Origin of the sequence: Nonlabens sp., assembly GCF_018401815.1 — a bacterium.
GTDB lineage: Bacteria > Bacteroidota > Bacteroidia > Flavobacteriales > Flavobacteriaceae > Nonlabens.
Genome location: NZ_JAGYKG010000004.1, coordinates 246,769 through 273,404 on the forward strand (window position 1 = coordinate 246,769; position 26,636 = coordinate 273,404).

Consider the following 26,636-nt stretch of genomic DNA (forward strand, 5'->3'; position numbering starts at 1 on the left):
CTCACATACATCTTCTTCTTGGTAAGGAACAATAATGCGCCTAAATGCAGTTTGATTTCTACTTTTCCATCTTTCAATTTGTACATCAGGTTGTGAGGCAATAATTAAAAAATAGTTGTTTAAGGTGCAGAAAAAAGTCTGTGAATAGAGATCCACAGACTTTAATTATTTAAATACGTCTCAACTATTCAATTACTCCACAAGCTACGCGAGCACCTGCAGCACCGCTAGGTTGGGATTTAAAGTCATCGGCACTAGCATGCACTATAACTCCTTTTCCAATGATGTTTTTCATTTCATCATCACAACCTATACACCATTTATCTGTGGTAAATTCTAGAGATGCTTTTCCATCTTCTAGTACTTCTAAGTTGCCTATATCACCAGAATGATACATTCCTTCTCCCCATTTACCGTGATCTTTCATTGTTGGATCCCAGTGTCCACCAGCGCTTTTAGCATCTTCAGAACTACAATCTCCATTTTGATGCAGGTGTATCGCATGTGTGCCTTGAGTTAATCCTTCAAGAGCTACATTCATCGTAACACCTCCTTCTGTTTGCATAAATTTAATCGTTCCACTTACGTTACTTCCACTTTTTGAAGACATAGGTACCGTAACTGTTTTACCCATCATCATGCTGCCATCGGCCATGGTATGGTCATCGTGATTCATACCTTCCTTATGATCCATTCCATCTTCATAAGATGTTTCTGTCTCATTGCTAGGCTTATCTGTTTCTTTAGTTTCTTTGCATGATGATATGCTTAAAGTCAAGCATAAAGCAAAAATCCCTGTTATTAATTTTTTCATTTTTTTGGTTATTTTAAGTTATAATTCAGGTTAAATGTAAGAATATCTTATAGTTTTTTATCACAAGAGTTTCTCAAATTTTATAGGGTAGTGAGTTCCCATTTTTAAATTTTCCATGGCATTCAACGCGGTATCAACCCTTTTCTGAGAATCTTTTAGGTTGTAAATCATAAAAATGATGTTGCGTTGTTTGCCAGGAAGTAAGTTTTCAAAAACCTCATAAGCTTCGTAATACCGTAGGAGAACGGCTTCTAGTTCTTCTGTCACAAGTGCTTGATCGTTACTCGTGTCTTCTTGCATGATCACATGTAAAGAATCTCCTTGAGAGATGTCTAGTTTCTTTTGATTTGCTTTTGAAAACATCAGATAAACGCTGCCCTGCCTCTTTGTTATTCCTGCATGTAACGTCAGGCTATTTTCCCAGAGCTAACTATCCAACACTATCTTCTGGAATAAGAACAGCTCCTGTAGCGCCATTTTTACTTCATCGAGTATCAAATTCAACTACTATTAATCCATCAATTTTGTAAGTACTTGGTTTTTTGAATGCAAGGTGTTGTGGACGGGGCATTTATCTGCTATTTGTAATATTCTTTGAATCTGCTTATCGTCCAGATCTCCAGTTAACTTGATCTCCCTTGTAAAAGTGTCAATTTTAGCAGTTTCTAGTTCGCAATTTTCACAATCTAAGGCATGTTGCCTGTCGTAGTTCACATGACATGCTACATGTTCTAGGTTCCATTGCTTTCGTTTGGTATACATCTGTATGGTCATTACGGTACAGGCTGCCAGACCGCTGGAAAGCAATTCGTATGGGTTAGGGTCAAAATCATTTCCACCTGCAGCTTCTGGCTCATCTGCGGTAAAGTAATGCCTTCCTGCTACCGCTCAGTTCATAGCCTTGTGCATTTTTAAAACTGATTTTTTCAAAGCTCATTAACCTAGTTTTGCTTAAAAATAAAGACTTTTTATCAGAGTACTATTAATAGAGCTAATTATTATAGATTAGGATTGGATTCTTTACTTTTACAACTGCAGATCTATGTATCATGAAAAATATATTTTTTATACTCTCCTTAGCCTTGGTTTCTTGTTTTAATTCTAATGCAGATAAAACACCTGAGGAAAAGGCAAAAGAAAACGTAACCACCTTTTATTTTATTCGTCACGCAGAGAAGGCTACCGATCAAGGTAGCGATCCTGAGTTGACTGAAAAAGGAAAGAAAAGAGCAGAGCAATGGGTGAATTATTTCTTTTTAAAAGATCTAGATCACGTGATTTCTTCTGACTTTAAAAGAACGAAAGCCACAGCAGCGCCACTCGCCAAGGCAAAAAAGCTAGACATAGAAATCTACGATGTGAGAGAAGTAACTGGCACCTCTCTTTTAGATACCTATAGAGGTAAAACGGTAGCGCTTTTCGGTCATAGCAATACGATCAATGCTTATGCAAATGAACTTCAAAACGATAGTGTTTATAAAGACCTAGAAGAAACAGATTACGATCATTTTTTTATCGTAAGAATCGATAAAGATGGAAACTCTAATGCTATTATGGAGTCTATAGATTTTATGGAATACGATGACTAATGGTCCATCGCGTAAAACACCTTTGAAATAGAATTGAAGTGCGCTAGTAAAGAACAATTTTACAAAGCTTAAAGCATTTCACCAAACATAACAGTGCACCCCTGTAAGAGTCGAGGAAAGATCAAAGACTTTATAGCACTTATTGATCAATAATGTAAAGAGAGTTTATTCAAATTGTTTACTATTAAGAGTAACTTAATACCAATTACCAACACCCTATGAAAATATTAAGCTGGAATCTACATCATCTGGAAGGCAATTTAGATAGCGATATCAATAACTCTCGCAAGCAATTGATCCTGGAGCAAGATGCTGACATCATCATTCTTACCAATACAAAGCTAGATTTTTATTTAGGTGGAACGTATAAGAAAATTTCCACTTTAGAAATTCCGTTGCGACACGATGGTATGGATTATCAAGAAGGAGAAAACAGGGTGAGTATATATACCAAGTACCCTTTTAAAAATAAAGTAAACACCTTTGACGATTACACTAGTGTTTGCCAAATGATAGAGACTCCTTTAGGTAATTTAAATGTTTATGGAACCATCATAGGTGCCAAACAAGAGCTCTTTAAATCAGATTATGTAGAACAAAAAGAAGACCTCGTTAGAATAGAAGGTGCTGTTTGTTATGCAGGAGATTGGAACACTTCCTTTACAGGAACTTTGTTACCAGATGAAAAAACCGTTCATGAATTCCAAGAATTCTTAAACGATCAAAAAATAGCTATTCTTACTGCCGATTTTGAAAACAGCATACATCACGTTGGAGTAAGCAAGTCGTTTTTAAAAGGAAACACCACTCAAGTAGAGGTATTCCCTGTGGATATAAACTTATCTGATCAAGAAATGATTCTAGTGGAGATCAAAGAAAAAGAGATCAAAAAGCAGGTGAACAACCCGTTGCACGGTGTCAAACTTTCTTATATGTTAGAAAAACTCGTCGATCACTACGGTTGGGACGAACTAGGGGATCGCATCAGAATCAATTCCTTTAACTCCAATCCAGGCATCAAATCCAGTTTGAAATTTCTAAGAAAAACCGACTGGGCTAGAAAGAAAGTAGAAGATTTGTATGTGTACACTTTTGTGGATTAAATTTTTGGTTAGGCAGTTGTTCTAAAATTAAACCATCAAAAAAGGGACGCAATAAATTGCATCCCTTGGTAACTAAAAAGTTCATGAGGTTTAACTCATAAACTCAAAGACTCAAAACTTAGTCCTTAAACAGATCAATACTCACCAGTTTCATTTCTGTAACAAAAGCATTCCACTCTTTTTCTAAAAAGTTTTTAGCTTCAGTATTGACTTCTCTTGCGAGAACTGCTGCCTGATTGTACAATTGTTCTTCGGTAGTGGTTTGTGCCCCCTGACGGCTTCCTATATAACTAGAAGCTCCGTAAATACGATTCATTACCGTTACTTCAGGATTGCGAGTGATTCCCTGACGTTCATCTGGTGTGCCGAAGTATTTGTTCTGTAATTTTTCGATTTGTTTTACGATAGAATCGGTGGCTTTTATTTGTTCTTTAAAAGCTTTTTTATCTTGGCTGCTGAGTAGCTTTTTAAAGCTATCGGATGTTTCCTTGTTTTTAGCCAATTGAGAAGTCACTGCTTCCACATCGCTGATCAAAGATTGCAATTGATCTTGTGCCGCTCGCTTTTCTTTAAGGTCGGCCATGGTGAATTCATCGATACGTGGATCTTCTTTTACCTCGATCATTTGCTCACTAGTCATTTCTCCATAATGCAATACCGCTCTATAAGTTCCAGGGAGCACATCTTTACCGCCTGGTTCTCTTTTAGAATCTCTTACTGTTCTAGAGGGGTAATCAATTCCTTTTTCGTCCAGCCTCCACGTCCAAGTGTTGACCCCTTTTTCCTTTGGCGCCTTATCAGATAATGTTCTGATCAATTGGTCTCCTTTATAGATTTTCAAGAAAAGAGAATCAGCTTTGATGGTATCTGTTTTGGCTTTCAAGTCTTTGTCAAAGAAGTATTTAAACTTCCCGTTAGGCCTGCTGCGATTTTCTCCATGAAACATGGCGTCTGCACCAAATCTACTTCCTGTAGGTTGTTGGTATCGAGCAAAGTAGGCAGTACGTGGCTCGTATAACTCGATGGCTTTTCTCTGTTTCGCTTTCGCGAAAGCGGTAAAAGGCTCCAAATCATCTAACACCCATGCAGCTCTTCCAAAAGTTCCAATAATCAAATCATCCTCCCGCGGGTGTATCACTAAATCTTTTACAGAAACCGTTGGGAATCCGTTGGTGTATTTGGTCCAGTTGTCTCCAGCATCTATACTTACATAAAGGCCGTCGTCTGTTCCAAGAAACATCAGGTTGTTTTCTTCTGGATGTTCCATAATACTAAGCGCATAACTGATTACATCGTCTTGGTCTACGATACGCGTCCAATTCTTACCGTAGTTGGTGGTGCGGTAGGCATAAGGCTCAAAATTGAACCTGCGGTAGTCGTTTGCCACTAGTAACGCGTGGCCTTTTTTAGTTTGTGAAGCCTTCACTTGGGTAATCCAGCTTCCCTTGGGCAATCCTTTTAAGCCATTAGTAATATCCTCCCAGTTACCGCCACCGTTTTTAGTAACATGTACCAAGCCGTCGTCAGAGGCTACATATAACACGTCTTTTTCTACCGCACTAGGTTCAATAACTAGAATGGTGGTATGATTTTCAGCACCTGTAGCGTCCATGGTTAGTCCGCCAGATTCTGATTGTTTTTGTTTTTCAGGATCGTTAGTGGTCAAGTCTGGAGAAATCACTTTCCAGGTCAATCCTTTGTCTGTTGATTGATGTACAAACTGACTTCCGAAATACAAAGTTGAAGCATCAAAAGGATCCATTTGGATCGCAGCATTCCAATTGAAACGCAGTTCTACGTCAGCATCTGGATGGGTAGGTTGTATGCTGTAGTTGTTACCAGTTTGCCAGTCATAACGTTGTACCGAGCCTTGCTGACTCATAGAATAACCAAATCGATTATTTTCAGGGTCTGGGATGACATCAAATCCATCGCCAAAACTAATCTCCTGCCAATAACTATTTCTTATTCCCTGGGCTCTCCATACATAAGCAGGACCTCGCCAGCTTCCATTATCTTGCATCCCACCATAAACGTTATAAGGAATTTCCATATCTACATTGATATGGTAAAATTGAGCGACAGGCAGGTTGCCTATAAACCTCCAAGTTTTTCCACGATCACGAGAAATATTCAAACCACCATCGTTACCATCGATTATGTACTTCCCATTTTTAGGGTGTATGTACCAAGCGTGATGATCTGGGTGGACACCATTATTTGCACCGTAAGCAGGCATGAGTTGTGTAAAATTCTTACCGCCATCATCAGAAACGTTGATGTAAGTAAATACGGAATAGATGCGGTTTTCATTCTGAGAGTCTACATAAATCTCGGAGTAGTAAAAAGGTCGGTTACCGATTCCGCTTTTATCATTGATTTTATCCCATTTGAATCCGCCATCCGTAGATTTGTACAAGGCATTTTTCTTTGCTTCTACCAGTGCATAGATGACTTTAGGGTTGCTGGGTGCAATAGCAATTCCTATACGTCCTAACGCTCCCTCAGGTAATCCTTCTTTATCGGTTACTTTTTTCCAGTTTTCTCCACCGTCATAAGTAATGTACATTCCTGAACCTTCACCACCAGATTTAAAAAACCAAGGGTCGCGTTTGTGTTCCCACATCGCAGCAATGAGTTTATTAGGATTTTCAGGATCCATTACGAGATCTGCTGCACCAGACATATCGTTGGTGTATAATATTTTCTTCCATGTCTTACCGCCATCAGTGGTTTTAAAAACTCCTCGTTCTGGATGAACTCCCCATGGAGAACCTATAGCTGCTGCGTATACGATGTCTGGATTGGTAGGGTCTATAATCACGCGATGTATGTTGCGTGTTTTTTCTAGTCCCATCAATTTCCAGTTTTTACCACCATCGAGAGATTTGTAGATCCCGGCACCACCATTTAATGAATTACGCGGATTTCCTTCTCCGGTTCCTACCCAGATCACGCTAGGGTTGGACTGCTGTACAGCTACTGCGCCTACAGATGCAGTGGCTTCTTTTTCAAAAATAGGTTCCCAAGTGATCCCACCATTTTGCGAGTTCCACAATCCGCCACTGGCAGTACCAGCATAAATAATTTCTGGATGATCATGAACCACATCTATAGAAGTGACACGTCCAGACATACCTCCGGGGCCTATATTTCTTGGTTCTAAGTTTTTGACCAATTCAAGATCTAGTTTTTGGGAAAATGCTTGTACCGTAATAAAGCACAAGGCAAAGAGAAGAATATGTTTCATATTAGTTGTTGTTAAAACTCTAAATATAAAACCTAAAATGGAAACCTTGACGATTTTAGTAGTTTGTTAGGATTGGTTTTTTGTAGTTGATCTGCATGAACTACATATTTTTAGGATCAATTTTTTGATGTACTATTATCAAATACCTTATTCAGTCCATAATTTACTGGAATTTTAATTCGAAAATCATCAAATAATCAATAAAACATCATGCAATGAAGTCATGGATTTAAATCCAATACCAATTGTCATTTAACATGCGCTCCAAGGATCCCCAAATCGTAGTGGTTAATATTTGATGACCAAAAACTGCAGGTTGAATGCTGCCAACCTCACGGAGCGCCGCAATCGCGTAACATTTTAGTAGGATAAATGGAACAAAGCATGGTGGATAGCCTCGGTAATTTAAGCATAGACTTGGAGGTTATTGTTCCCGCGATGATTCCCTTTAAATAAGTCCTGGATTCTCTTTATAATCACTTCTTATAATAAGAAACGTAAAGAACAGTAACTTCAATATTAGGTTTTATAGGTAGATGCAATTAATAGGCGATCAACAGTCAATGCATTCTTAACAGTTTAAAAGCAATGACTGTATACCTACTAAGAGCTCGAGGTGTAATTTGGTAAAGAATTATTGATGCCGGGACTCTTTCCACATCTGGTTGCCAAAGGGTTCTAATTCATTACTCCCGATGATCTCATCATAAGAAACTGTAGGTAAAGAAGAACGAGAAGAACGACCATTCAATAAAATATCATCCAAGCAACGCGCTAATAGAGGTTCATTCACATCTCCTAGAATACCTAGGTTCTCAAAATCTTCATTTTGAGCAATATCAGGAACTAACCCATCAAAATAGTCGGTATTTCCAACAGAGTTTAAACTTTTAAGCACTAGTGGCTGCATCGCATAACGGTGTGCAGGATTTGCTCCAGATCTTCTAAAGTCCGGACTGTCGTACAAGGTAATACTTGCCTGAAATTTTCCTACGGTATCGTCACCTACTTGCACCACATTGATATAAGGATCTAGCGAATTGATCACTAATTCACTGGCGCTGGCGCTACTTCCTGTAGTGATGATATGTACCTGATTAAGATCTAGCGTATTTAATGACGAACCGGAATTGGTTTGGTTTTTAAAGAAATTGACTAATTGTTCTGGAGTATTTGTTTGTAACTGTCCCTGTATCTCCGGATTCCACTCTTCTCTTGAGTATACATCTGTAATAGGATTTCCAGAAATTAAACTCCCTAAAATAATAGCTGTAGTTACAGAGCCACCTCCATTGTATCTCAAGTCCAATACCAAATGAGTCACTCCTTGGGCTCTAAAGTCTGCAAAAACGCCATTTAACTGCTCATCAAACTGTGACAAGAAGCCGGTATACATCAAATAACCTATTTTCTGAGCTCCTTGGTTGAAGACTTCAGTAACAAGAATAGGATTTTCTTGCACCACTTCTTTAGTAAGTGTGATCTCTAGTCCGTTAGATGTGGTCACTCCAGCATTGAGGTCTGCAAGACCTATGGTATAAGTGTTTTGAGCAAGAAGCGCATTAAAATTATCTCTAGATAAACGTATGCCATTGATCGAGTTGAAGATCATACCTCGTTCTACGTTTTCTCTTTCGGCACTGGTATTGGGTTGTACATAACGCACGTAACCAAAAACATCAGCGGCACTTCCAGTTTCTCCTACAAGACCAAATTTCATCCCATTATTTAGGGTGTTTCCAGCTAAAATATTTTCTAAAGCTACATAGTCATCAAAAATAACGCTGAAACGATCTGTTCTTGGTCGATCAAATACGAGGGATTCAAAAAAGCTTTCTGGAGAATCAAATTGGGAATGATACCCTTCGAGCTCTTGGAGGTTGGCAAACCTATCGTTTGCCAGCACATCCACTTCAGCTTTATATAGGTAAAAAGCATTCATGCCTTTATAGATAAAGTTGTTGATTTCGCTTGTACCAGCAAATACATCATCATTATCCTTAAAGCAGCTGGAAAGCGCAGTAACTGCAATTAGGCCAACTAAGGTATATTTAAATAATATCTTCATTTTCATACTTATTTGGAAGTAAAAATAGGGAAAAGGCATTAGAAAATAGAATTGAAATACTGCTAGGTTACGAATCAAGGAGCGCCACAAGGGATTCTTCATGGAATTAAAAGGCCACTATAAAGTAGTAAATTTCCTATCCTGTTAACCAAAACCTTAACAATAGTCCTTTTGTTTGTTGTGTTTGACGTAGAGGGAGTAAAACGGAATCATAAAAAAAACATATTCTTGTAACAATTAAAAAGCAGACTCGTCATAACAACAGAATTAAGGAAATGAATCACCAAACATTTTTAACTACCTTCCAAGGAATACAGCAAAAAATGTACTTTCTGTCCAAGCGATTGCTCACTTCTCATGAGGAAGCGGCAGATGCAGTGCAAGAAGTGATTGCAAGACTTTGGGAAAAGCGTTTCCAACTGGAAGAGGTTAGAAATAAGGAAGCCTACGCCATGCAAATGGTTAAAAATTATTCCTTAGACCGATTGAAAAGTAAACAAGCAAGTCATTTAAAAATAGTGCATAGCAACTATGATAGCGAAGAGCGAAATGTAGAAGATGAGTTAGAAAGACTTGGTAACGTAACGCTCGTACAGAACATGATTAATGAACTGCCAGAACACTATAAAATGATTATTCAGCTTAGAGATATACAAGGTTATGATTTTGAAGCTATAGAAAATATAATGGATATGAAGGCTACAGCGGTAAGAGTAGGGCTGAGCAGAGCAAGAAAAATGCTTAAGGAAAAAATAGAAGAACAGTATAAAATAGAAATCGCATGAACGATTTATTAGAAAAATATTGGATCGGGGAGACCACTCTGTTGGAAGAACAACAACTTAGAGACTATTTCAGCTCTGAGAAGGTGTCCACAGAGCATGAGGTATACCGCATCCTGTTCAACACTTTTGAGTTAGAACAGGGGTTGGAAGAAGGTGATTTTGACGCTTTCGCGAAAGTGAAACAAAAACAATCCCTAGATAAGCAGTTCCAGAAAAGAACCTGGAAAGCACTCGCCATAGCAGCAGGTTTCTCTCTACTTCTCGCAGTAGGAGCCGGCTACTATCAAGAACAATACAAAACAAAGCCAGACTTAGGAACTTATGAAACTCCAGAAGAAGCTAGAGCAGCAGCCCTAGATATGCTAGAGCTGGTAAGTGTCAAGTTAAATAAAGGTCGTAGTAATATGAAACCACTACAAACTTTGGATAATAAAACAGCAGCTGTTTTTAATCTTAAATAATAATCTCAATCACAATTTAAATAAAAGTCAACATGAAAAAGTTAATTCTTACCCTAGTACTCGCAGTAATGGCCACCCCATTATTTGCTCAGGATGCATTTGAAAAGATGGGTTCCCTAAAAAACATTAAAGAAACTGTAGTAACCAAAGACGCCTTTGAACTCCTCGCAGAGATGGATATGGATATCCAAGATGAAAATTTGAAAGCAGGTAAAGATCTGCTAGACAGTCTTAAAGACGCTCGTTTTTATTCGACCTCTAACGCAGATAGCGCAAAGAAGATGATCAGTATTGCAAACGCCTATGTAAAGAGCAACAGCTTGGTAAAATTGATGAGTGTAAAAGAAGATGACCAAGATTTTGCTTTTTACATAAAGAAAGGCAACACGCCAAAGAAAATACAAGCACTAGTAATGATCATTGATGAAACTATGAATACATCAAATCCAGAAGCTATAGTGATGAAAATAACTGGAACTATTGACCTTGGCCAAATCTCTAAACTGACTAAGATGATGAATGTGCCTGGGCAAAAACAGATTGAAAAAGCTACTCAAGGGTAGTGGCGTAGGCTACAACTTCAACTTTTGAACACCTTAAAAAATCTTACTTATGAATAAAATCATTTTAAAAATAGTGCTTTTAACACTTGCTGCTACTGTAGCACTTACCTCTTGTGACTCCGATCCAACCTTACAAAGCTATATAGTAGATAGTGGTGCAAAAGAGGGATTTATCAGTACCTCAATTCCTAAATCAATTTTTGGAATAGACGATAGCAAATTTTCCAAAGAAGCACAAAAGGCTTATAAATCGGTCAGTAAAGTAAGTGTATTGGTATACCCTAAAACAGCCGAGAATGCTGCTGTCTTTAAAAAGGAAAGCACTCAACTCAATAATATTTTAAAGGGTAATCAATATAAAACTTTAATGGTTCACAATGAAGATGGAATACGAGCAAAATTCCTTTATCAAGGTGACAAAGACGCTATAGACGAAGTTATTGTTTTTGGCACTTCTGATGATATGGGAATGGGTGTTGCGCGTATTTTAGGCAATGACATGAATCTTTCTGGAATCATGAAAATGATGAAGGAACTGGAAAAGGTAGATATTGATCCAGCAGGTATAACAAGTATTCTAGGAACTATGGGAATTGATACAAATAGTACTGGAGACCTAAAGGAAGAAGCAATGAAAGCGATGTTGGAATCAAAAGGAATTGACACCTCATTTATGGCAGTTACTAAGGAATAATTAGTTTCCTGACACTTTATAACATCTGTATCTCCCTAGATACAGATTTTTTTATGCGCTATGGACTCATAAATTTTATAATATGCTTAGGTAAACCTTATATTTGCACGCTTTCGCAGGAAGCCAAGTTCAGTTACAACTTGTATTTTTTTTTGACAAAAATAAAGAGGAATAATAACAAATAATTTTACACATGAAAGCTGGAATCGTAGGACTACCTAATGTAGGTAAATCAACTCTTTTTAACTGTTTATCCAATGCCAAAGCGCAAAGTGCCAACTTTCCGTTTTGTACCATAGAACCCAATGTAGGAGTAGTCAACGTGCCAGATGCACGTCTTAAGAAATTAGAAGAACTGGTAAATCCAGAGCGTGTGATGCCAGCAACGGTAGAGATCGTAGATATTGCAGGTCTTGTAAAAGGAGCGAGTAAAGGAGAAGGACTGGGTAATCAATTTCTGGGAAACATACGTGAAACAGATGCCATCATTCACGTGTTGCGTTGTTTTGATAATGATAATATTGTCCATGTAGATGGTCACGTAGACCCTATACGTGATAAGGAAACTATCGATATAGAATTGCAATTAAAAGATCTGGAAACCGTAGATAAAAAACTAGAAAAAGTAAAAAGAGCGGCCAGAACTGGTAATAAAGAAGCGATTAAGGAAGAAGAAGCTTTAGTAAAAATTAAAGCTGCTTTAGAGGCTGGTATTTCTGTACGTGCAGTAGAATTAAGCGATGAAGTAAGAGCAGAGTTTGTAAAGCCATTACAATTTATCACAGATAAGCCAGTAATGTATTTATGTAACGTAGATGATGAGTCTGCCGTTTCTGGAAATAAGTATGTAGACCTTGTTAGAGAAGCTGTACAAGGTGAAAACGCTGAGGTTCTTGTACTTGCTGTAGGAACAGAAGCCGACATTACCGAATTAGAAGACTATGAAGAGCGTAAAGAATTTCTTGCAGACATGGGACTAGAAGAGCCTGGTAGTGCAAAATTGATACGCAGTGCTTACCGTTTACTCAATCAGCAAACCTATTTTACAGCTGGTGTAAAAGAAGTAAGAGCTTGGACCATTAATATTGGTTCTACAGCACCACAAGCTGCTGGAGTGATACATACCGACTTTGAAAAAGGATTTATACGTGCAGAGGTGATTAAATACGATACCTATGTAGAATTTGGTTCTGAAGCAAAAGTAAAAGAAGCAGGGAAACTCAAGGTAGAGGGTAAAGAATATATTGTGCAAGATGGTGACGTGATGCATTTCTTGTTTAATGTGTAGTAGTGCATTGAATGCGTTTTATAGGGCGTGAGGAATGTGGGATGAGGTTTTTGGCTCGCTCGCTTTGCTCGCTTGATATTATAAAAAAGCTCCTTTTTCAAAATGAAAAAGGAGCTTTTTTATTTTATTTCCGGAAAGTTTGATCATTTCAACTTTGGTACTTCCTTTTTCTCAACCATATAAATACAAAACCAAAACCAGCGACCAACAGCAGCGGAAGGACCACATTGATCAATTGCCATTTTAATTTTTGGTCAATTATTTTTTTAGTGTCTAAGAACGGAACTTTAATGTCTTTGTTGCGCAGCTTGATGAGTCCCGTATCGTCTAGCAAGTAGTTAACGGTATTCATTAAGAACTCTTTGTTACCGTATAACTGTCCAGTTCTCATATCGTAGCCCAGTTCTTGAACTTGTCCGCGGTCTACTTGGTTTTTAAGAATATCCCCATCTGCTATGAGCACTATAGCCGCACTTTTTCCATGATCTATGTTTCCTTTCAAGTTGACTGGTTTCACCCGGTTTTTATATGCACTGGTAAAAGAACCTTCGGCTAGCACGGCTAGCGGTAAATGGGAGCTGTTATAAGTTTCTGGATTGATTTCTTGACCGATCTCTGCTAAGGAAACCAAGGAGGGTAAGGTCATTACTTGTGTTTTAGAAGAAGTACTTAATAAAATAGTTTTTTTAATCCCATTTTTTAAAGTGTCTATAGATCCAGTATATTCAAACTTGACACCTTCTAGATTTTTAGTAATGAATTGAGCTGTTGCACTGGTGTCTAAGGAAGACTTAGAAATAGGGTAGTAGGGCCAGCCATAGGCTTCATATTGAGTATTGCGACCTTGACCCGTGGCAAGAGCAATAGGGGCATGTTGTACATCTTTTACTAATCCGTTTTTTAAGCGCAAGCCATACTTAAATAGCATGTCGTCTAGATTCATTTTTCTCGGTAATGGATATGCTTTTGCTTCTTGATTAGAAAGACTGTCGTTTTCCATAATGATAGGGTCTACTGCGAGAAGTAATTTCCCCCCTTGCATGAGGTATTGATCGAGCAGGTATTTTTTTGTCTCGCTATAGGCTTCTGTGGGTTTTGGATCGACCACTAAATCAAATTTATTCAAAGACTCCAATACTTGTTGAGGTTGTATAGTATCACTAGTCCTCACAAATTCGATCCCAAAAGGCGCTGCGCGGTAATAATCTTGTATACTCTTTATAAAATCACCAATTTTTAAATCAGACAAGCTGCCGCTATCCCTTAGGAAAGCTACTGTTTTAGTCTTTTTTTGAGAGGCTTTACGCAAGCCGTCGGCAAATTGATATTCCAATTGTTGGATACTGGAATTTACCCGTTCCTCTGCAGTCGCACGAGCCACTGTTTTTAAAAGCGGTACCGCAGTGGTTCTTCCATCGTAAAGAATCAGTGCGTAGGGAAAAACAGTAATCTTAGTACTTTTTCCTCCTTCTTGAACAGTAGCTATAGCACCTTTTACACCACTTTTGGCCAGTTGTGCGGTAATCTGTTCGGTTTCTTGTTGTGAAGCATCCTCAATAGGATTGATAAAATCATATTTTAAATTGGGATGTATTGCTGCTAGTTCTTCTAGAAACTGACCTGTTTCCAACTTCAGTTTACGGAATTCGCCTGGCAACTCCCCATCTAGAAATACATCTATGATGATAGGTTTGTAGGCTTGTTCCAGGATTTTTTCTGTTTCTTCACTAACCGTATAACGGCTGTCTTTGGTAAGGTCAAACCGCTGGTAAACAGATCTAGAGACCAGGTTCAACACAATTAAAACCAAAACGACCACGATAAAGCTGGTATAGGTTCTTTTCATGCTTATCGTTTTGAGGAGATGGATTTTAGTGAAATTTCGCTTAAAGCGAAAAACAAAACAGCAAGGCTTAAAAAGTAGGTCACATCACGAGTATCGATCACGCCTCTGGCCATGCTTTCATAATGGTATTTAAGGCCTAAGGAGGCCAGAAAATCACTGTCTGATAAATAGCTAGAAAGTCCTTCAAAACCAAAATAAAGAATAAAACACAACACCGCAGACAATAAAAAAGCGACCACCTGATTAGAAGTCACTGTAGAACTAAAAATACCTATTGCTGTATAACTCATCGCCAGTAGGATAGCACCTAGATAACTGCCAAAAGTACTTCCGTAATCAAGGTTGTAAGAAGTCTCCCCTAATCGCCCTAGACTCCACACATACACCAACGTAGGGATCAAAGCAATGACGATCAACACTAAAGCGGCTAAATATTTACCAGCTACTAATTTTCTAATGGAAATAGGTCTGGTGACTAACATTTCTAAAGTTCCCAAATTGCGTTCTATGGTAAAGCTGCGCATAGTTACCGCTGGAATTAAGAACATAAAAAGCCAGGGAATGAGAAGAAAGAAAGGTGCAAGGTCTGCAAAACCGTAATCTAGGATATTGTACTCGCCTTTGAATACAAAAACAAATAAACTACTGATCAAAAGAAAAATGCCTATGACTAGGTAGCCGGTTAGACCAGCAAAAAATCCATGGAGTTCTTTGAGGAAAATGGCTTTCATAAAAGGCTATGAATTTTTATTACAGAATTGGCTTGTGGTTTCTGATCAAAGAGGGCTTTGGTTTGTGGCCATACTTCTTCAAACAACGCACTTTTTCGGTACGTATTTAAAGCTTCTTCATTTTCCCAATAACTATAAGTGTAAAAACGCTGTTCGTCGTCCTTGTCTTGATATAATTCTAAAAAACTGCAACCAGGCTGATTCCTGATTTGTTCCTTATAGGCATCAAACATGTGTTGAAACTTACCTACAGCAGTTTCTTTAAAATGCATGTTTACAATTCGTACAATCATGATTCTTTAAATGTAATAATTACTGGTGCATTAATTTGTAATCCAAATAAAGTGCTGGCACTTCCTACTGTTAGTGGATTTGATTTATAAGTAGCGATTTCTATATAACCGGCACTGTTAAAAATAACCAAGCCTTTTCCATCTACATCCCGCTTTTTTTCATCTTCATCAAAATTAATAATATCGCTGTAGCGTTTAAAAATCTTTTGAAATCGTTCATTGCGGGCAGAGAGCTCAAATTTACGTCCTTTGCCTATTTGCTCAAAAATATCTTCATTTATATTAGTGACAGAATTCCCATAATTATCGATATAAATAACTTGTCCGTAGATCATGTTTTTAGTTTCAGAGATTTTAGGGGTAACTCCTGATATGGCTCTGATACGGGAGATAGGTTTGCCTATTACTTCTAGGGTTCCTCCACGAGCTATGTGACACGCGGTACTTACAAAAACATCTAAAGTGGTAAAGTTGGAAGAAATTCTGTCGTGTATGTTGATTTCTACCAGCTTTTCTGGTCGTAATTTATTCATGATTAAAGCCAGCACCCCATTATCGGCACAAATAAAAAAATGGCCTTGTAACAACACGGCAATATGAATATTCTCAGGAGTATGCTCTGCATCTACCCCAATGATATGTATGGTACCGTCTGGAAAGGAGTGGTACGCATTTTTGATAATGTAAGCAGCCTCGGCAATGTTGAAAGGAGTCACTTCGTGTGAGATATCAACGATGTTTACATTTTCTAATTCTTTATAAATAGCACCTTTTACCGCTCCAACGTAAGGATCTTTCCAGCCAAAATCAGTTGTAAGGGTTATAATAGGCATAAAGGATTTTAAAATTGTTAATTAATTGGTCGTTAAATTATCCTTTAGGAGTTCTATGAACTAATCATTTTTCCCTATTTTCAAACTGTCATTAAATTGAAACACAAATCTATAAAATTAAACATTTAATTACTTACTTAATTCACCGCTTTTGAACGAACTTATCATTGACCTATCCGAATCCAATCCAATAGAATTTTTTGGTGTAAAAAACAAAAACCTCGCTTTTTTAAAAGCGCATTTTCCAAAATTAAAAATTGTCGCTCGTGGCAGCACCATGAAAGTTTTTGGAGATGAAGAGCAATTAGGAGAATTTGATAAACGCATACAAATGATGTTGACCCACTTTGGTAGGTACAACAAGATGGATGAGAATGTCATGGAACGTTTATTAACCAGTGACAAAAGCCATGAAGATATGGGCACAGGTCATGACGATGTTTTAGTTCATGGCAATTCTGGAATGCTCATTCGTCCTAAAACCCCTAATCAGCGTAAATTAGTAGCACTTACTAAAAAAAATGATATGGTTTTTGCGGTAGGACCTGCAGGAACGGGAAAAACCTTTATAGGGGTTGCCCTTGCGGTAAAAGCTCTTAAAGAAAAGCGTGTCAAGCGCATTATTATTACACGTCCCGCAGTAGAAGCTGGTGAAAATCTAGGTTTTCTTCCAGGAGATCTTAAAGAAAAGTTGGATCCCTACATGCAGCCTATATATGATGCATTGCGAGATATGATCCCTGCCGAACGTCTTTCCAATTACATCGAAAAAGGAATCATTCAAATTGCACCTCTTGCTTTTATGCGTGGAAGAACTTTAGATCATGCATATGTGATTTTAGATGAATCTCAAAATACCACTCATGCACAAATGAAAATGTTCTTGACTCGTATGGGAAAAGATGCTAAGTTTTTTATCACAGGAGATCCAGGGCAAATTGATTTACCCCGTCGAGTAACCTCTGGACTTAAAGAAGCCCTTTTAATTCTTAAAAATGTCGACGGAGTGGGTATGATGTATTTAGATGATAGCGATGTGGTGCGCCATAGATTAGTGAAAAAAGTTATTGAGGCGTATAAAGACATTGAAAATAGAAATTAATTGGACATGTTTCATTTGGTTTGGACTCATCTATTCATTAAGTAGTCTCCATAGGAGTAGCTTTAAGCCTTTTTATTAAAAAAGTCCGCTTTCGCGAAAGCGGAATCATTATAAAAAACACCTTGTTACTCAAGCTTCTAATGAGTACCTTATATCTTGTTCCATTAACAACAACTCACACCTCATGTTAAACCGGTGTTTTTTATCCTAACTAGTGCAATAGGCGTGTTAATGTTTTGAGAAATAGAGTACTCCTGTTAGGTGTTTGTATATTTTCGTTGAGTAGTGTATTAAAATTTAAATTATGAAGGCCATTATTTTTTTAGTTAGCGTCGCTGCTTCTTTATTTATTTTACCATCTCAACTTGAATTACAAGAGTTTCAAGGTCAAGCGGTTTATATTTCAAAAACCAGAATGGATTTAGGAACTTGGGGTGCAAGGATGAGTGAAGAACAAAAGAAACAAATGCAAGCACGTTTAAAGAACAGACTTGAAAAGACTTATGTCTTAAACTTTAATAAAGAAGAATCTGTTTTTGACGAAAAAGAAAAGTTGGACGCTATATCAGGAGCGACGGATTCCTGGGGAAATAACTTTGCTGCAGGAGAACAATACAAGAATGTTAAGAAAAATGAACTTATACAAAGTCAAGAGTTTTACGGGAAGCAATTTCTAGTAAAAGACAAGCTTGCGGCTATAGATTGGAAAATGGGTTCTGAAACCAAACAAATAGGGAAGTACATGTGTTTTAAAGCTACTGCGACTATTCCTAATTCAGAGTTGACATGGTACTCCTTCTCATGGAGCGAAATAAGAAACAACGATGAAGAAAAGCCTGCAGCTACCGAAGGCGATACAGCGACTACAGAAACAATTGAAATAGAAGAAGTGCCATCCACACAAGTAGAAGCATGGTATACGCTGCAAATACCAGTCGGTCACGGGCCTGCGGAATACTGGGGACTTCCAGGACTTATCTTAGAAGTAAGTGCGGGAGATACCACTATATTATGTACAAAAATAGTGATCAACCCCAAAGAAAAGGTAGAAATAGAAGCTCCTGCAAAAGGTAAAGAAATTACTAAAGCTTCCTATAAGGAGACCATTGTAGGTAAAATGATGGAAATGAGAACTAACAGAGGAAGAAGAAGAGGTTAAGAACACATACAATAACTTTTTAGTTCCATTTCAAGAATTCTAATTATGAAGAAACTATGTTTTTTACTGTTTTTAATAGCAGCAAATTGTTCTTTTGCGCAAATTAAATTGCAAGGAGTTGTTAAAGACAGTTTAAAACAGCCATTAGAACTCGCCAGTGTTGTTGCCTTTAATCAAGAAACCAAGGCATTAGAAGCCTACGGGGTTACCAATGACTTCGGTAAGTATTCTTTATCTTTAAAAAAGAACATCACCTATAAAATACAAATCAGTTATATAGCGATGAAGACTTTGGAAGAGTCTCTAAATGTGAAAGAAGCTGATATTACAAAAGACTATACCTTATATCCTGAAAATTCCTTGGACGCTATAGAACTCATTTATGAAATGCCAGTAACTATAAAAGGAGATACGGTCACCTACAATGCTGATTCTTTCCAAAATGGGTCAGAAAGGAAGCTAGAAGATATTCTTGCCAACCTTCCGGGGGTCGAAATTAATGAAGATGGGCAGATAGAAGTCGAAGGGAAAGTGGTCAATAAACTCATGGTCAACGGTAAAGATTTCTTTGATGGTGATACCAAATTAGCTTCCAAAAACATCCCTTCAAAAGCAGTTGATAAAATACAAGTACTGCGCAATTACTCTGAGGTAGGTCAACTACGAGGGGTAACTAATAATCAAGATAACGTAGCACTCAATATCAAGCTTAAAGAGGGGAAAGAAAACTTCTGGTTTGGTGATGTTACCATGGGTGGGGGCAGCTCCCCTGATAAGGAGCTCTATTTATTACAACCTAAGCTATTTTACTATACTCCTAAGTATAGCATCAACTTTATAGGTGATTTAAACAATACGGGAGAGCTGGCATTAACCAGAAGAGATATACGTAATTTTGGAGGTGGTTTTAGAGCACCGAGTAGGAGTAGTGGAACAGCTCTTAATTTGGGAGATAACAGTCTTAACTTTTTAACCAATCAGAATAATGCCGTCGAAATTGAAAATCAATTGGCATCGGCAAACTTTAGTTATGCGGTCAACCCAGCTTTGGATTTAAGTGGATTTGTTATATTCAATAGCAGTCAGATTGCTTCAAGAGAAACCAGTTTTGTTCAATATACTAATGAAGATTTAAATATCCCTGATGAACTTACAGAGCAAAATAATAACGAACGCTCTAATCAAGGATTGGTCAAATTAAGCGCTTCTTATCAGCCTAATTTTAGCAACCAATTAGAATATGATATTTTAGGACGTATTTCAAACGATAAGCAACGTCAGAATTTGTTTTCTTCTGTAATAGGTAATACCAATCAACTAGAAGAAGTGACTCCTTATACTATCAACCAAAGCCTTCAATATTATTACACCTTAGATGAAGACAATATCTTCTCTTTAGAAGCACAGCACTTGCTTAAAAACGAAGATCCATTTTACAATGCGGTGTTAGAGAATGATCCAAATGGGTCAGATGAGTACGACGCTACTGCAGCTAATTTAGGATTGAATTCTAGTTTAGATACCTATAACATAGGGCAAAATAGGCGCATCAAATCCAATCAGCTGGATGCTAAATTAGATTACTTTCATATTTTGAATCCTAGAAGTAACTTGAATTTTACCTTAGGAACCATTTTGAGCAGTCAGGAATTTAACTCCAATCTTTTTCAGTTCTTAAACGATGGAACCACTTTTAATCCAACGCCTACCATTAATAACGGACTTGCTGTAAACGATACACAGTACAATTTTACAGATGTTTATTTAGGTGCTCATTACCGAGTGAAAACAGGTAAGTTTACCATTACGCCTGGATTCTCTTTACACGCCTATGGCAATAAGAACACTCAATTTGGTGAAACTTTTAAAGATAACTTCTTAAGGTTACTACCAGATTTTGAAACACGTATTCAATTCAAAAAAAGTGAATCCCTTACCATGAGGTATGACATCCGCAATCAATTTACAGATGTAACGAGACTTGCACAAGGTCTTGTTTTAAATAGCTTTAACAGCATACAATCGGGGACACCAGACTTACTAAATGCCTTGTCACATAATGTCAATTTGATCTATAGCAGTTTTAACCTGTTCAATTATACCAATGTATTTGCACGAGCTTCTTATTCTAATAATATAGATCAGATAAGAAGTTCCACTGATTTTGAAAGCGTTATTAGAACCAATACATTTCTAAACTCTGCGTTTGCAGATGAAAACGCCAACGTATTTGGACGTGTGCAACGTACTTTTGGTAAGATTCGAGCGAGTTTTAATGCGGGTCTTAATTACAGTAAGTTCAACCAGTTGATACAGGAAGTGCGTTCTGTTAATGAAGCGTATACACAATCTTATACGCCTAGTATCCGTACGAATTTTAAAGTAGCTCCTAATGTAACGCTAAGTTACCGTTACAGTATTAATGATAACAATCAAGGTGGTCGTAAAACGCAGTTTATTACCACATCCCCTTCTGTAGATGTAGATGCTTATATCTGGAAGTCTGTTACCTTTAGAACCAACTATTCTTATACCAATCAAAATATAGGAAATGGACAATCACAATCCTTCCAAAATTGGGATGCAAAACTTTCTTATAGAAAAGATCGAGAGGCAAAATTTGAATATGAAATTAACGCGACCAACCTTTTGAATATTTCATCCCAGGTAACTAACAGAGTTAATAACATAGCTGCATTTACTTCTGAAACCTTTATACAGCCACGTTTTATCACTTTTAGGGTGGTATACAGTTTATAAGCTTTTATTATGGTCGCGTGGACTGTTTTTGGCGAGAGCTTAAATTTAGTTTCGGTTGGGGTTGCAGTAGCGCTGTTAAGCTTCTTATTAACCCTGTGTATTTAAACCTTAAAGAGCTTTCAGCGTCTTTGCTCATATCTAGTAGATAACTTCAATAAAAAAAAAGGAATACCTTCTACATATTCAACGAAATTGCAGAAATTTGTTTTAAGAATAAATTATTAAAATGGCAACACCACTTCCAGCAACGATTACTGATACTAATTTTAATTTTCCAGGTCAAAAGAGCCTTTACAAAGGAAAAGTAAGAGAAGTTTACAACATCAACAACGATTTGTTAGTCATGATTGCCAGTGATAGGCTAAGTGCTTTTGACGTAGTGATGCCTAAAGGGATTCCGTATAAAGGGCAAATCCTAAATCAAATTGCCACGCAAATGATGGCAGCTACCCAAGATCTTGTTCCTAATTGGTTGATTGCTACACCAGATCCTAATGTTGCCATAGGCCACCTTTGTGAGCCGTTTAAAGTAGAAATGGTCATTCGTGGCTATTTGTCTGGTCACGCAGCAAGAGAATACAAAACTGGTAAGAGAATGCTTTGTGGAGTTGCTATGCCAGAAGGAATGAAGGAAAATGATGCCTTTCCAAATCCCATCATTACCCCAGCGACCAAAGCTGAAATGGGTGACCATGATGAAGATATTTCTAAAGAGGCTATTCTTGCAAAAGGTATTGTTTCTTCGGCAGATTATGAACTTCTAGAACAATACACCAAGGCTTTGTTTCAACGAGGTACCGAACTAGCTGCAAAACGAGGACTGATTCTCGTGGATACCAAATATGAATTTGGTAAAACAAAAGATGGAAAAATTGTCCTTATAGACGAAATTCACACTCCAGATTCTTCTAGGTATTTCTATTCAGAAGGTTATCAGGTACGTCAAGATAAAGGAGAAACTCAAAAACAATTGAGTAAGGAGTTCGTGCGCCAATGGTTAATCGCCAACGATTTTCAAGGGCTTGAAGGACAACAAGTACCTGAAATGACTGATGAATACATAGCATCGGTAAGCGATCGTTATATGGAACTTTACGAAAATATTACAGGTAAGCCTTTTGAAAAAGCAACAACTTCAGATATCCTGTCGCGTATAGAGACCAACGTACTGGCTTGGTTAGAAAAGAGCTCTTAGTTGTTAAATGTATTGCTTAACACTAATGAAACGGCATTCTGAGCTCACTTCTACTGGATCAATGTTGAACTTTAATGCATTCTGGCAGCTCTTTTATCTTAACTGAAAACCCGTTTAGTTCAATAAATAGGTGCAACAATTATGCTGAATTTTTTAAAAGATTATATTTTTTTTAAAATTTTGATCTAGAGAACTCACCTAGTAGTTTTTATGGAATTCAACAAACTAATAAGTTATCAACCCCAGCTCCAAAGCACAAGAAATAAGTTAAAATACCTGGGAATTGTCCTAAGTATTTTAGGTTACTTAGTTATATAGAGCCGTTAAGAAGCAAAATACCACCAACCCATTACGAGTTTAAGATAGGTAGGTACTCCCTCTTACAAGACAGGAGGATTCATCTCCAAAAGCAATTTCATTGGTGGTATGTAGTGCAGTAGTAACCAACTTCCAAGCACCCCTAAAAGAGTTCTAACAAACTGTTTGTGCACCCTTAAAGTAAAACAGGAAGCAACAGCTACCTTCTCTAGAAGAGAAACTGTTGCTTTTACCTGTAGGGAGTAAAGAACCTGTCCTTTGATATAAAGGGGCTAGGAGGGGGAGTTTAGAACTCCTTTCACCTCTGATCAACTTTTAAGGTAGTTGGTTTTATGCCTGAGCTGTTTTGCGTTCTAAGCGTGTTTTTTTTCTAAAGTAACTCACGATCAATAGTATGGCTATTCCCATTACAGGCATCACCCAATCATCTATTGGAGCTGCTGGAACATCTTCTACATCATTGGTAAAACTTGGTTGTCCTTGTGCTATTGCGGTGTATACACTTAAAATTACAAGACTAATTTTTAATTTTAATTTGTGTGTTCTTTTCATGGTGTTTTTGTGTTTTATTTTACCATCCATTTTACTTGTTGGGTAATTCCTTCTGAAGTTACAGATACTAAATAAACCCCTTTAGATAACGTAGTATTGGTTGTCACTTCTACTAAGCCATTTCTAGAATTAAGTGTCGCAGGAATGTTTTGTCCTAGTAGGTTGTGTATCGCTACACTTACATCCCCTGTTACCCCTTTTATATATAGTTCACCTCCTGTTGATGGGTTGGGATATACTACTATAGGGTTTTCAACATCTGGCGTTGATAGTGTGGTATTTTGGAATACAATTTTAAATCGGTTCGTTGCATCTGCACCAACTGTAAACGGAATTACTGTTGCGTCATCAATAGCAGTAATGGTATTACTCTCTACATCTACTAAATACGGATCGTGTCCATTATAATGAGTTAGATCAAAGTACCAACGGTAATTGGTATGTCGCAATTGATTCAATCGAATAGGTAATTCATCTGTTAATGCTGCACTACTTTGTTGAGTAATTGCCAGAGCCGTATTAGCTTTAACAAAACTAACTTCTTCATCTAGATTTCCTATTTTCACTGCATCCTCTTCTGTGACATTCCAGCTGTACGTATCGTTAAAAACAGCCAATGCAGCATCTGTAGTTTGCCATTGATTGTTCCAATTGGCTTGGAGGTTTGCTCTAATCAGGCCGACTGAATTATTCTGTACAGCATTTCTAAAAGCGCCAGCAGCACCTTGTGATACCACTTTGTGTGTTTCTGAGATAGTCAGAGAGGGAGCAGTTGAAGTGTTGTCTTTTTTAACAAAAACGGCCTGTCCTGGTTGTAAAACTTCTGTAAAGCTTGAAGAGACATTATTAGAAGCTGTTCCTTCTGATAGTGTTCTTGTCACATAACTGCCTCTAGTGTTCAACGTTGGATCCCAGTAGAACAATTGACCAGTATTCATACTGGAAGAAGCAGCATCAAGGGCGGTTTTGATGTTTATTGGCGCTTGATATGGGTTTCCTATAAAACTAAAGCCCTCTGCTGTTTGATTTAAGCTAGGTGTAAAATCACCAGTGTGCAAAGCACCCGTAGCTCGTAATGTAGTGAGAGACGGTGTGGGGGTGTTGGAAGTTAAATCGGTTGTTCTATCCCCTCGTACCATCAAGCGATAAGGTGTTCCTGCGGTCAAAACACCTAGTGTACTTGTTACAGGTACCCAAGAGCCATTGCTAAAAGTAAACATCGACGGGTTATTAGTCCCTGTAACATCAAATCCGTTAGCACTGCCACCTGTACCAGTGATATGCGTTCCTAAACCAGCAGCCGTACCTCCATTTTCTTGCCAGTTGTCTCTGATAGAAGTAGTAGTAGTTACCGAAGGACTTAAGAAACGGAAAGCACGTTGGGCTGGTATAAAACGTTCCACTTGAACGGTGCCATTTCCAGAAATTGTCCCTGTAAATTGATCAAACATACCACTTCCAGTAGCATCACTTTTAAAAATGATTTGGCCGTTATTGTTGATGTTACCGTTGACTTTCAGAGTTTGAGTCGATTGAATTGTCAGTGAAGCACCTGTTTGGATGGTCAAATTTACTACTTCAACAGAATTACTGATCGCAGGCTGATTAGTGGTATTAGTAATTATTATATCATTTGTCTGTTGCGGAATAAGTTGTGGATCCCAGTTGGTTGAAACATTCCACAACGTATTAGTAGATCCGGTCCAAGTAGAGGTATTTGAACCGCTTTGTTCAAATTTAAAGGAACTATTGATTGAAAAACCGTTGAGATCTATAGAAGCTCCATTCTTAATATGTATGGAATAGGCAGTAACATTTCCCGTCAAAATAGGATAATTAGTTAAACCATCGGGTATATAAACCATGTCCTTGGCTAAGAATGCAGTGTTGTTATTAGGTGAGGCAAAAGTATTAGAACTTGGAACAACTCCTAAACTCCAATTCGAAGTATTACTCCAATTGGTATCTATTCCTAACCACGTATTGGGATTATTGTTGAGTATAGGATAACCATCGGATCCAAAACCCCAGGTATTGACAAAATCCCAATTAGCACCAAAATTGGAAGCATCTTTTAATTCATTTGAAGTCAGTCCAGAACCAAAAAAAGAATTAGTGTTCGCTGTACCTCTACCAATGGTATATACATCTGTATTCCAGTAATTTTCACTGCCAGAAGTAGTTGACATATTAGTCCTGAGCCTGCCAATTAAACCGCCGTTATAGGTTGTCGTGCTACTGCCCGCCATAGTAATAGAAGTGTTTGCATAAGACCTGAAAAGAGGATTAGTGCTAAACTCTGCAATAAGACCTCCAATATGTGCATTATCACTAGAGGTTGTAACACTACCCCGCGAATAACAATCATAAACAGCTTCTTGATTTAAACCTAACAAGCCTCCTGCTACGCTTGAAGCGGACACCGCACAAGTAGAATACGAATTAAAAATCACCCCATTCAAATTTTGACCGACTAAACCACCAGCCGCCACACTTGTAGATGCAATGGTTCCTGAGGTGCTACAATTATAAATTTTACCATTTCTAAGGAACGCAACTAAACCACCTGTTTTTTGAGAATTTGTAGTGATAGAAAGATTTGTCAATCTAAGATTTAGAATAGACCCCTCAACACTTCCAAAAAAACCATTTAAACTGTTACCCGAGAACGCATTATTATAAGTTACGCCATTAATTGTATAGCCGGCTCCATTGTATGTTCCGTTAAACGGACGATTTTCGTTATCAGAAGAATCACTTGGTTGAACTGAAGTTCTACCTCCAATAGGGATCCACTTATTCGTCCAACTTGAGGTAGCAGAAGCATCAATATTATTGGTTTGTAAAAAAAATTTACCATCAGAAAAAGTAGCATTATTTATTAAACTGGTAGAAACCCAATACAAATTTTCTAACGAACTTATTAAATAAGGATCGGCGCTCGTACCCGAACCACTAGGGGCTGTAGCGGTTTGAGAATGTCCGTTAAGATAGAATAAGGATAAAATCAACACTAAAATAATGTTCTTTTTTAAAGTAACTATTTTCATTTCAGTAAATTTTTGAGGGTAAGGTGAATTATCTTAAAACATCTTTATGTAGAGGATCTTATTCATAAAAACATCGCAGTTAGTGAAACAAGAATCAAGTTCAAGAAAAACAAGAAACCACAATCGGACTCCAAACATTTGGTAAAACTACAAGAATGTAACTTCTTAAAAAGTTTGATCTT

General features: G+C 37.6%; 21 protein-coding genes and 1 pseudogene. 11 read left to right on the forward strand and 11 right to left on the reverse strand.

What is annotated here, in order from left to right; genetic code table 11:
• Positions 1–184 precede the first annotated feature (184 nt).
• From KG732_RS09530 to KG732_RS09540, 3 genes and pseudogenes are all read right to left on the reverse strand, one after another.
• On the reverse strand, positions 185–814 hold the full coding sequence (locus KG732_RS09530; RefSeq protein ID WP_213522936.1) for a superoxide dismutase family protein: 630 nt from the start codon (positions 812–814) through the stop codon (positions 185–187).
• Positions 815–874: 60 nt separating this feature from the next.
• Positions 875–1,177, reverse strand: a complete 303-nt coding sequence (locus KG732_RS09535; protein WP_213522938.1) for a YdeI/OmpD-associated family protein — start codon at positions 1,175–1,177, stop codon at positions 875–877.
• Positions 1,178–1,324: 147 nt separating this feature from the next.
• Positions 1,325–1,636 (reverse strand): annotated as a pseudogene (locus tag KG732_RS09540) (OsmC family protein); the annotation flags it as partial.
• A 227-nt stretch (positions 1,637–1,863) separates the two neighbouring features.
• Here KG732_RS09540 and KG732_RS09545 point away from each other — a divergent pair.
• Together KG732_RS09545 and KG732_RS09550 are read left to right on the forward strand one after the other, a co-directional pair.
• Positions 1,864–2,403, forward strand: a complete 540-nt coding sequence (locus KG732_RS09545) for a histidine phosphatase family protein (RefSeq protein ID WP_213522942.1) — start codon at positions 1,864–1,866, stop codon at positions 2,401–2,403.
• Between the two features lie 854 nt (positions 2,404–3,257).
• Positions 3,258–3,506, forward strand: a complete 249-nt coding sequence (locus tag KG732_RS09550) for a VF530 family DNA-binding protein (RefSeq protein ID WP_213523203.1) — start codon at positions 3,258–3,260, stop codon at positions 3,504–3,506.
• Positions 3,507–3,624: 118 nt separating this feature from the next.
• Here KG732_RS09550 and KG732_RS09555 read toward each other — a convergent pair whose 3' ends face one another.
• Positions 3,625–6,756: a hypothetical protein gene (locus tag KG732_RS09555; RefSeq protein WP_213522944.1), complete on the reverse strand. Its 3,132-nt coding sequence runs from the start codon at positions 6,754–6,756 to the stop codon at positions 3,625–3,627.
• A gap of 634 nt (positions 6,757–7,390) precedes the next feature.
• Positions 7,391–8,824 (reverse strand): S41 family peptidase, encoded by a 1,434-nt coding sequence (locus KG732_RS09560; protein ID WP_213522946.1) that lies wholly within the window; start codon positions 8,822–8,824, stop codon positions 7,391–7,393.
• A 275-nt stretch (positions 8,825–9,099) separates the two neighbouring features.
• On the opposite strand from KG732_RS09560, the gene KG732_RS09565 reads away from it, so the two are divergent.
• The 5 genes from KG732_RS09565 (at position 9,100) to ychF (ending at position 12,615) form a co-directional block, all read left to right on the forward strand.
• On the forward strand, positions 9,100–9,609 hold the full coding sequence (locus KG732_RS09565) for a sigma-70 family RNA polymerase sigma factor (protein WP_213522949.1): 510 nt from the start codon (positions 9,100–9,102) through the stop codon (positions 9,607–9,609).
• Positions 9,606–10,070 carry a hypothetical protein gene (locus KG732_RS09570; RefSeq protein ID WP_213522951.1) on the forward strand — a complete coding sequence of 155 codons (465 nt, stop codon included), beginning with the start codon at positions 9,606–9,608 and terminating at the stop codon, positions 10,068–10,070. Before KG732_RS09565 ends, KG732_RS09570 begins: the two co-directional genes overlap by 4 nt.
• 32 nt (positions 10,071–10,102) lie before the next feature.
• On the forward strand, positions 10,103–10,633 hold the full coding sequence (locus KG732_RS09575; RefSeq protein WP_213522953.1) for a DUF4252 domain-containing protein: 531 nt from the start codon (positions 10,103–10,105) through the stop codon (positions 10,631–10,633).
• A 49-nt stretch (positions 10,634–10,682) separates the two neighbouring features.
• A complete protein-coding gene (locus tag KG732_RS09580; protein WP_213522955.1) occupies positions 10,683–11,327 on the forward strand; it encodes a DUF4252 domain-containing protein in 645 nt (214 codons plus the stop codon).
• A 193-nt stretch (positions 11,328–11,520) separates the two neighbouring features.
• Positions 11,521–12,615: a redox-regulated ATPase YchF gene (ychF, locus tag KG732_RS09585; protein ID WP_213522964.1), complete on the forward strand. Its 1,095-nt coding sequence runs from the start codon at positions 11,521–11,523 to the stop codon at positions 12,613–12,615.
• A 148-nt stretch (positions 12,616–12,763) separates the two neighbouring features.
• Here ychF and gldG read toward each other — a convergent pair whose 3' ends face one another.
• The 4 genes from gldG to KG732_RS09605 are packed head-to-tail and all read right to left on the reverse strand — an operon-like array spanning position 12,764 to position 16,318.
• Positions 12,764–14,461 (reverse strand): gliding motility-associated ABC transporter substrate-binding protein GldG, encoded by a 1,698-nt coding sequence (gene gldG / locus KG732_RS09590; protein ID WP_213522967.1) that lies wholly within the window; start codon positions 14,459–14,461, stop codon positions 12,764–12,766.
• 2 nt (positions 14,462–14,463) lie between these two features.
• Complete coding sequence (gene gldF / locus KG732_RS09595) at positions 14,464–15,192, reverse strand: gliding motility-associated ABC transporter permease subunit GldF (RefSeq protein WP_213522969.1); 729 nt, start codon at positions 15,190–15,192, stop codon at positions 14,464–14,466.
• Positions 15,189–15,485, reverse strand: a complete 297-nt coding sequence (locus KG732_RS09600) for a putative quinol monooxygenase (protein WP_213522971.1) — start codon at positions 15,483–15,485, stop codon at positions 15,189–15,191. The genes gldF and KG732_RS09600 overlap by 4 nt, the downstream gene beginning before the upstream one ends.
• The gene (locus KG732_RS09605) at positions 15,482–16,318 is read right to left on the reverse strand and encodes an SAM-dependent chlorinase/fluorinase (protein ID WP_213522973.1); all 837 of its coding nucleotides are present in this window, start codon (positions 16,316–16,318) and stop codon (positions 15,482–15,484) included. Before KG732_RS09605 ends, KG732_RS09600 begins: the two co-directional genes overlap by 4 nt.
• 151 nt (positions 16,319–16,469) lie before the next feature.
• Between KG732_RS09605 and KG732_RS09610 the strand changes: the two genes are divergently transcribed.
• From KG732_RS09610 to KG732_RS09625, 4 genes are all read left to right on the forward strand, one after another.
• On the forward strand, positions 16,470–17,420 hold the full coding sequence (locus KG732_RS09610; RefSeq protein ID WP_213522975.1) for a PhoH family protein: 951 nt from the start codon (positions 16,470–16,472) through the stop codon (positions 17,418–17,420).
• Between the two features lie 304 nt (positions 17,421–17,724).
• Positions 17,725–18,579 (forward strand): GLPGLI family protein, encoded by an 855-nt coding sequence (locus KG732_RS09615; protein ID WP_213522977.1) that lies wholly within the window; start codon positions 17,725–17,727, stop codon positions 18,577–18,579.
• 45 nt (positions 18,580–18,624) lie between these two features.
• Positions 18,625–21,339 carry a TonB-dependent receptor gene (locus KG732_RS09620; RefSeq protein ID WP_213522979.1) on the forward strand — a complete coding sequence of 905 codons (2,715 nt, stop codon included), beginning with the start codon at positions 18,625–18,627 and terminating at the stop codon, positions 21,337–21,339.
• 226 nt (positions 21,340–21,565) lie between these two features.
• On the forward strand, positions 21,566–22,534 hold the full coding sequence (locus KG732_RS09625; protein WP_213522981.1) for a phosphoribosylaminoimidazolesuccinocarboxamide synthase: 969 nt from the start codon (positions 21,566–21,568) through the stop codon (positions 22,532–22,534).
• 648 nt (positions 22,535–23,182) lie between these two features.
• On the opposite strand, the gene KG732_RS09630 is transcribed toward KG732_RS09625, so the two are convergent.
• Both KG732_RS09630 and KG732_RS09635 read right to left on the reverse strand, forming a co-directional pair.
• The gene (locus tag KG732_RS09630; protein WP_213522983.1) at positions 23,183–23,404 is read right to left on the reverse strand and encodes a hypothetical protein; all 222 of its coding nucleotides are present in this window, start codon (positions 23,402–23,404) and stop codon (positions 23,183–23,185) included.
• A 14-nt stretch (positions 23,405–23,418) separates the two neighbouring features.
• On the reverse strand, positions 23,419–26,454 hold the full coding sequence (locus KG732_RS09635; RefSeq protein ID WP_213522985.1) for a T9SS type A sorting domain-containing protein: 3,036 nt from the start codon (positions 26,452–26,454) through the stop codon (positions 23,419–23,421).
• Positions 26,455–26,636 lie beyond the last annotated feature (182 nt).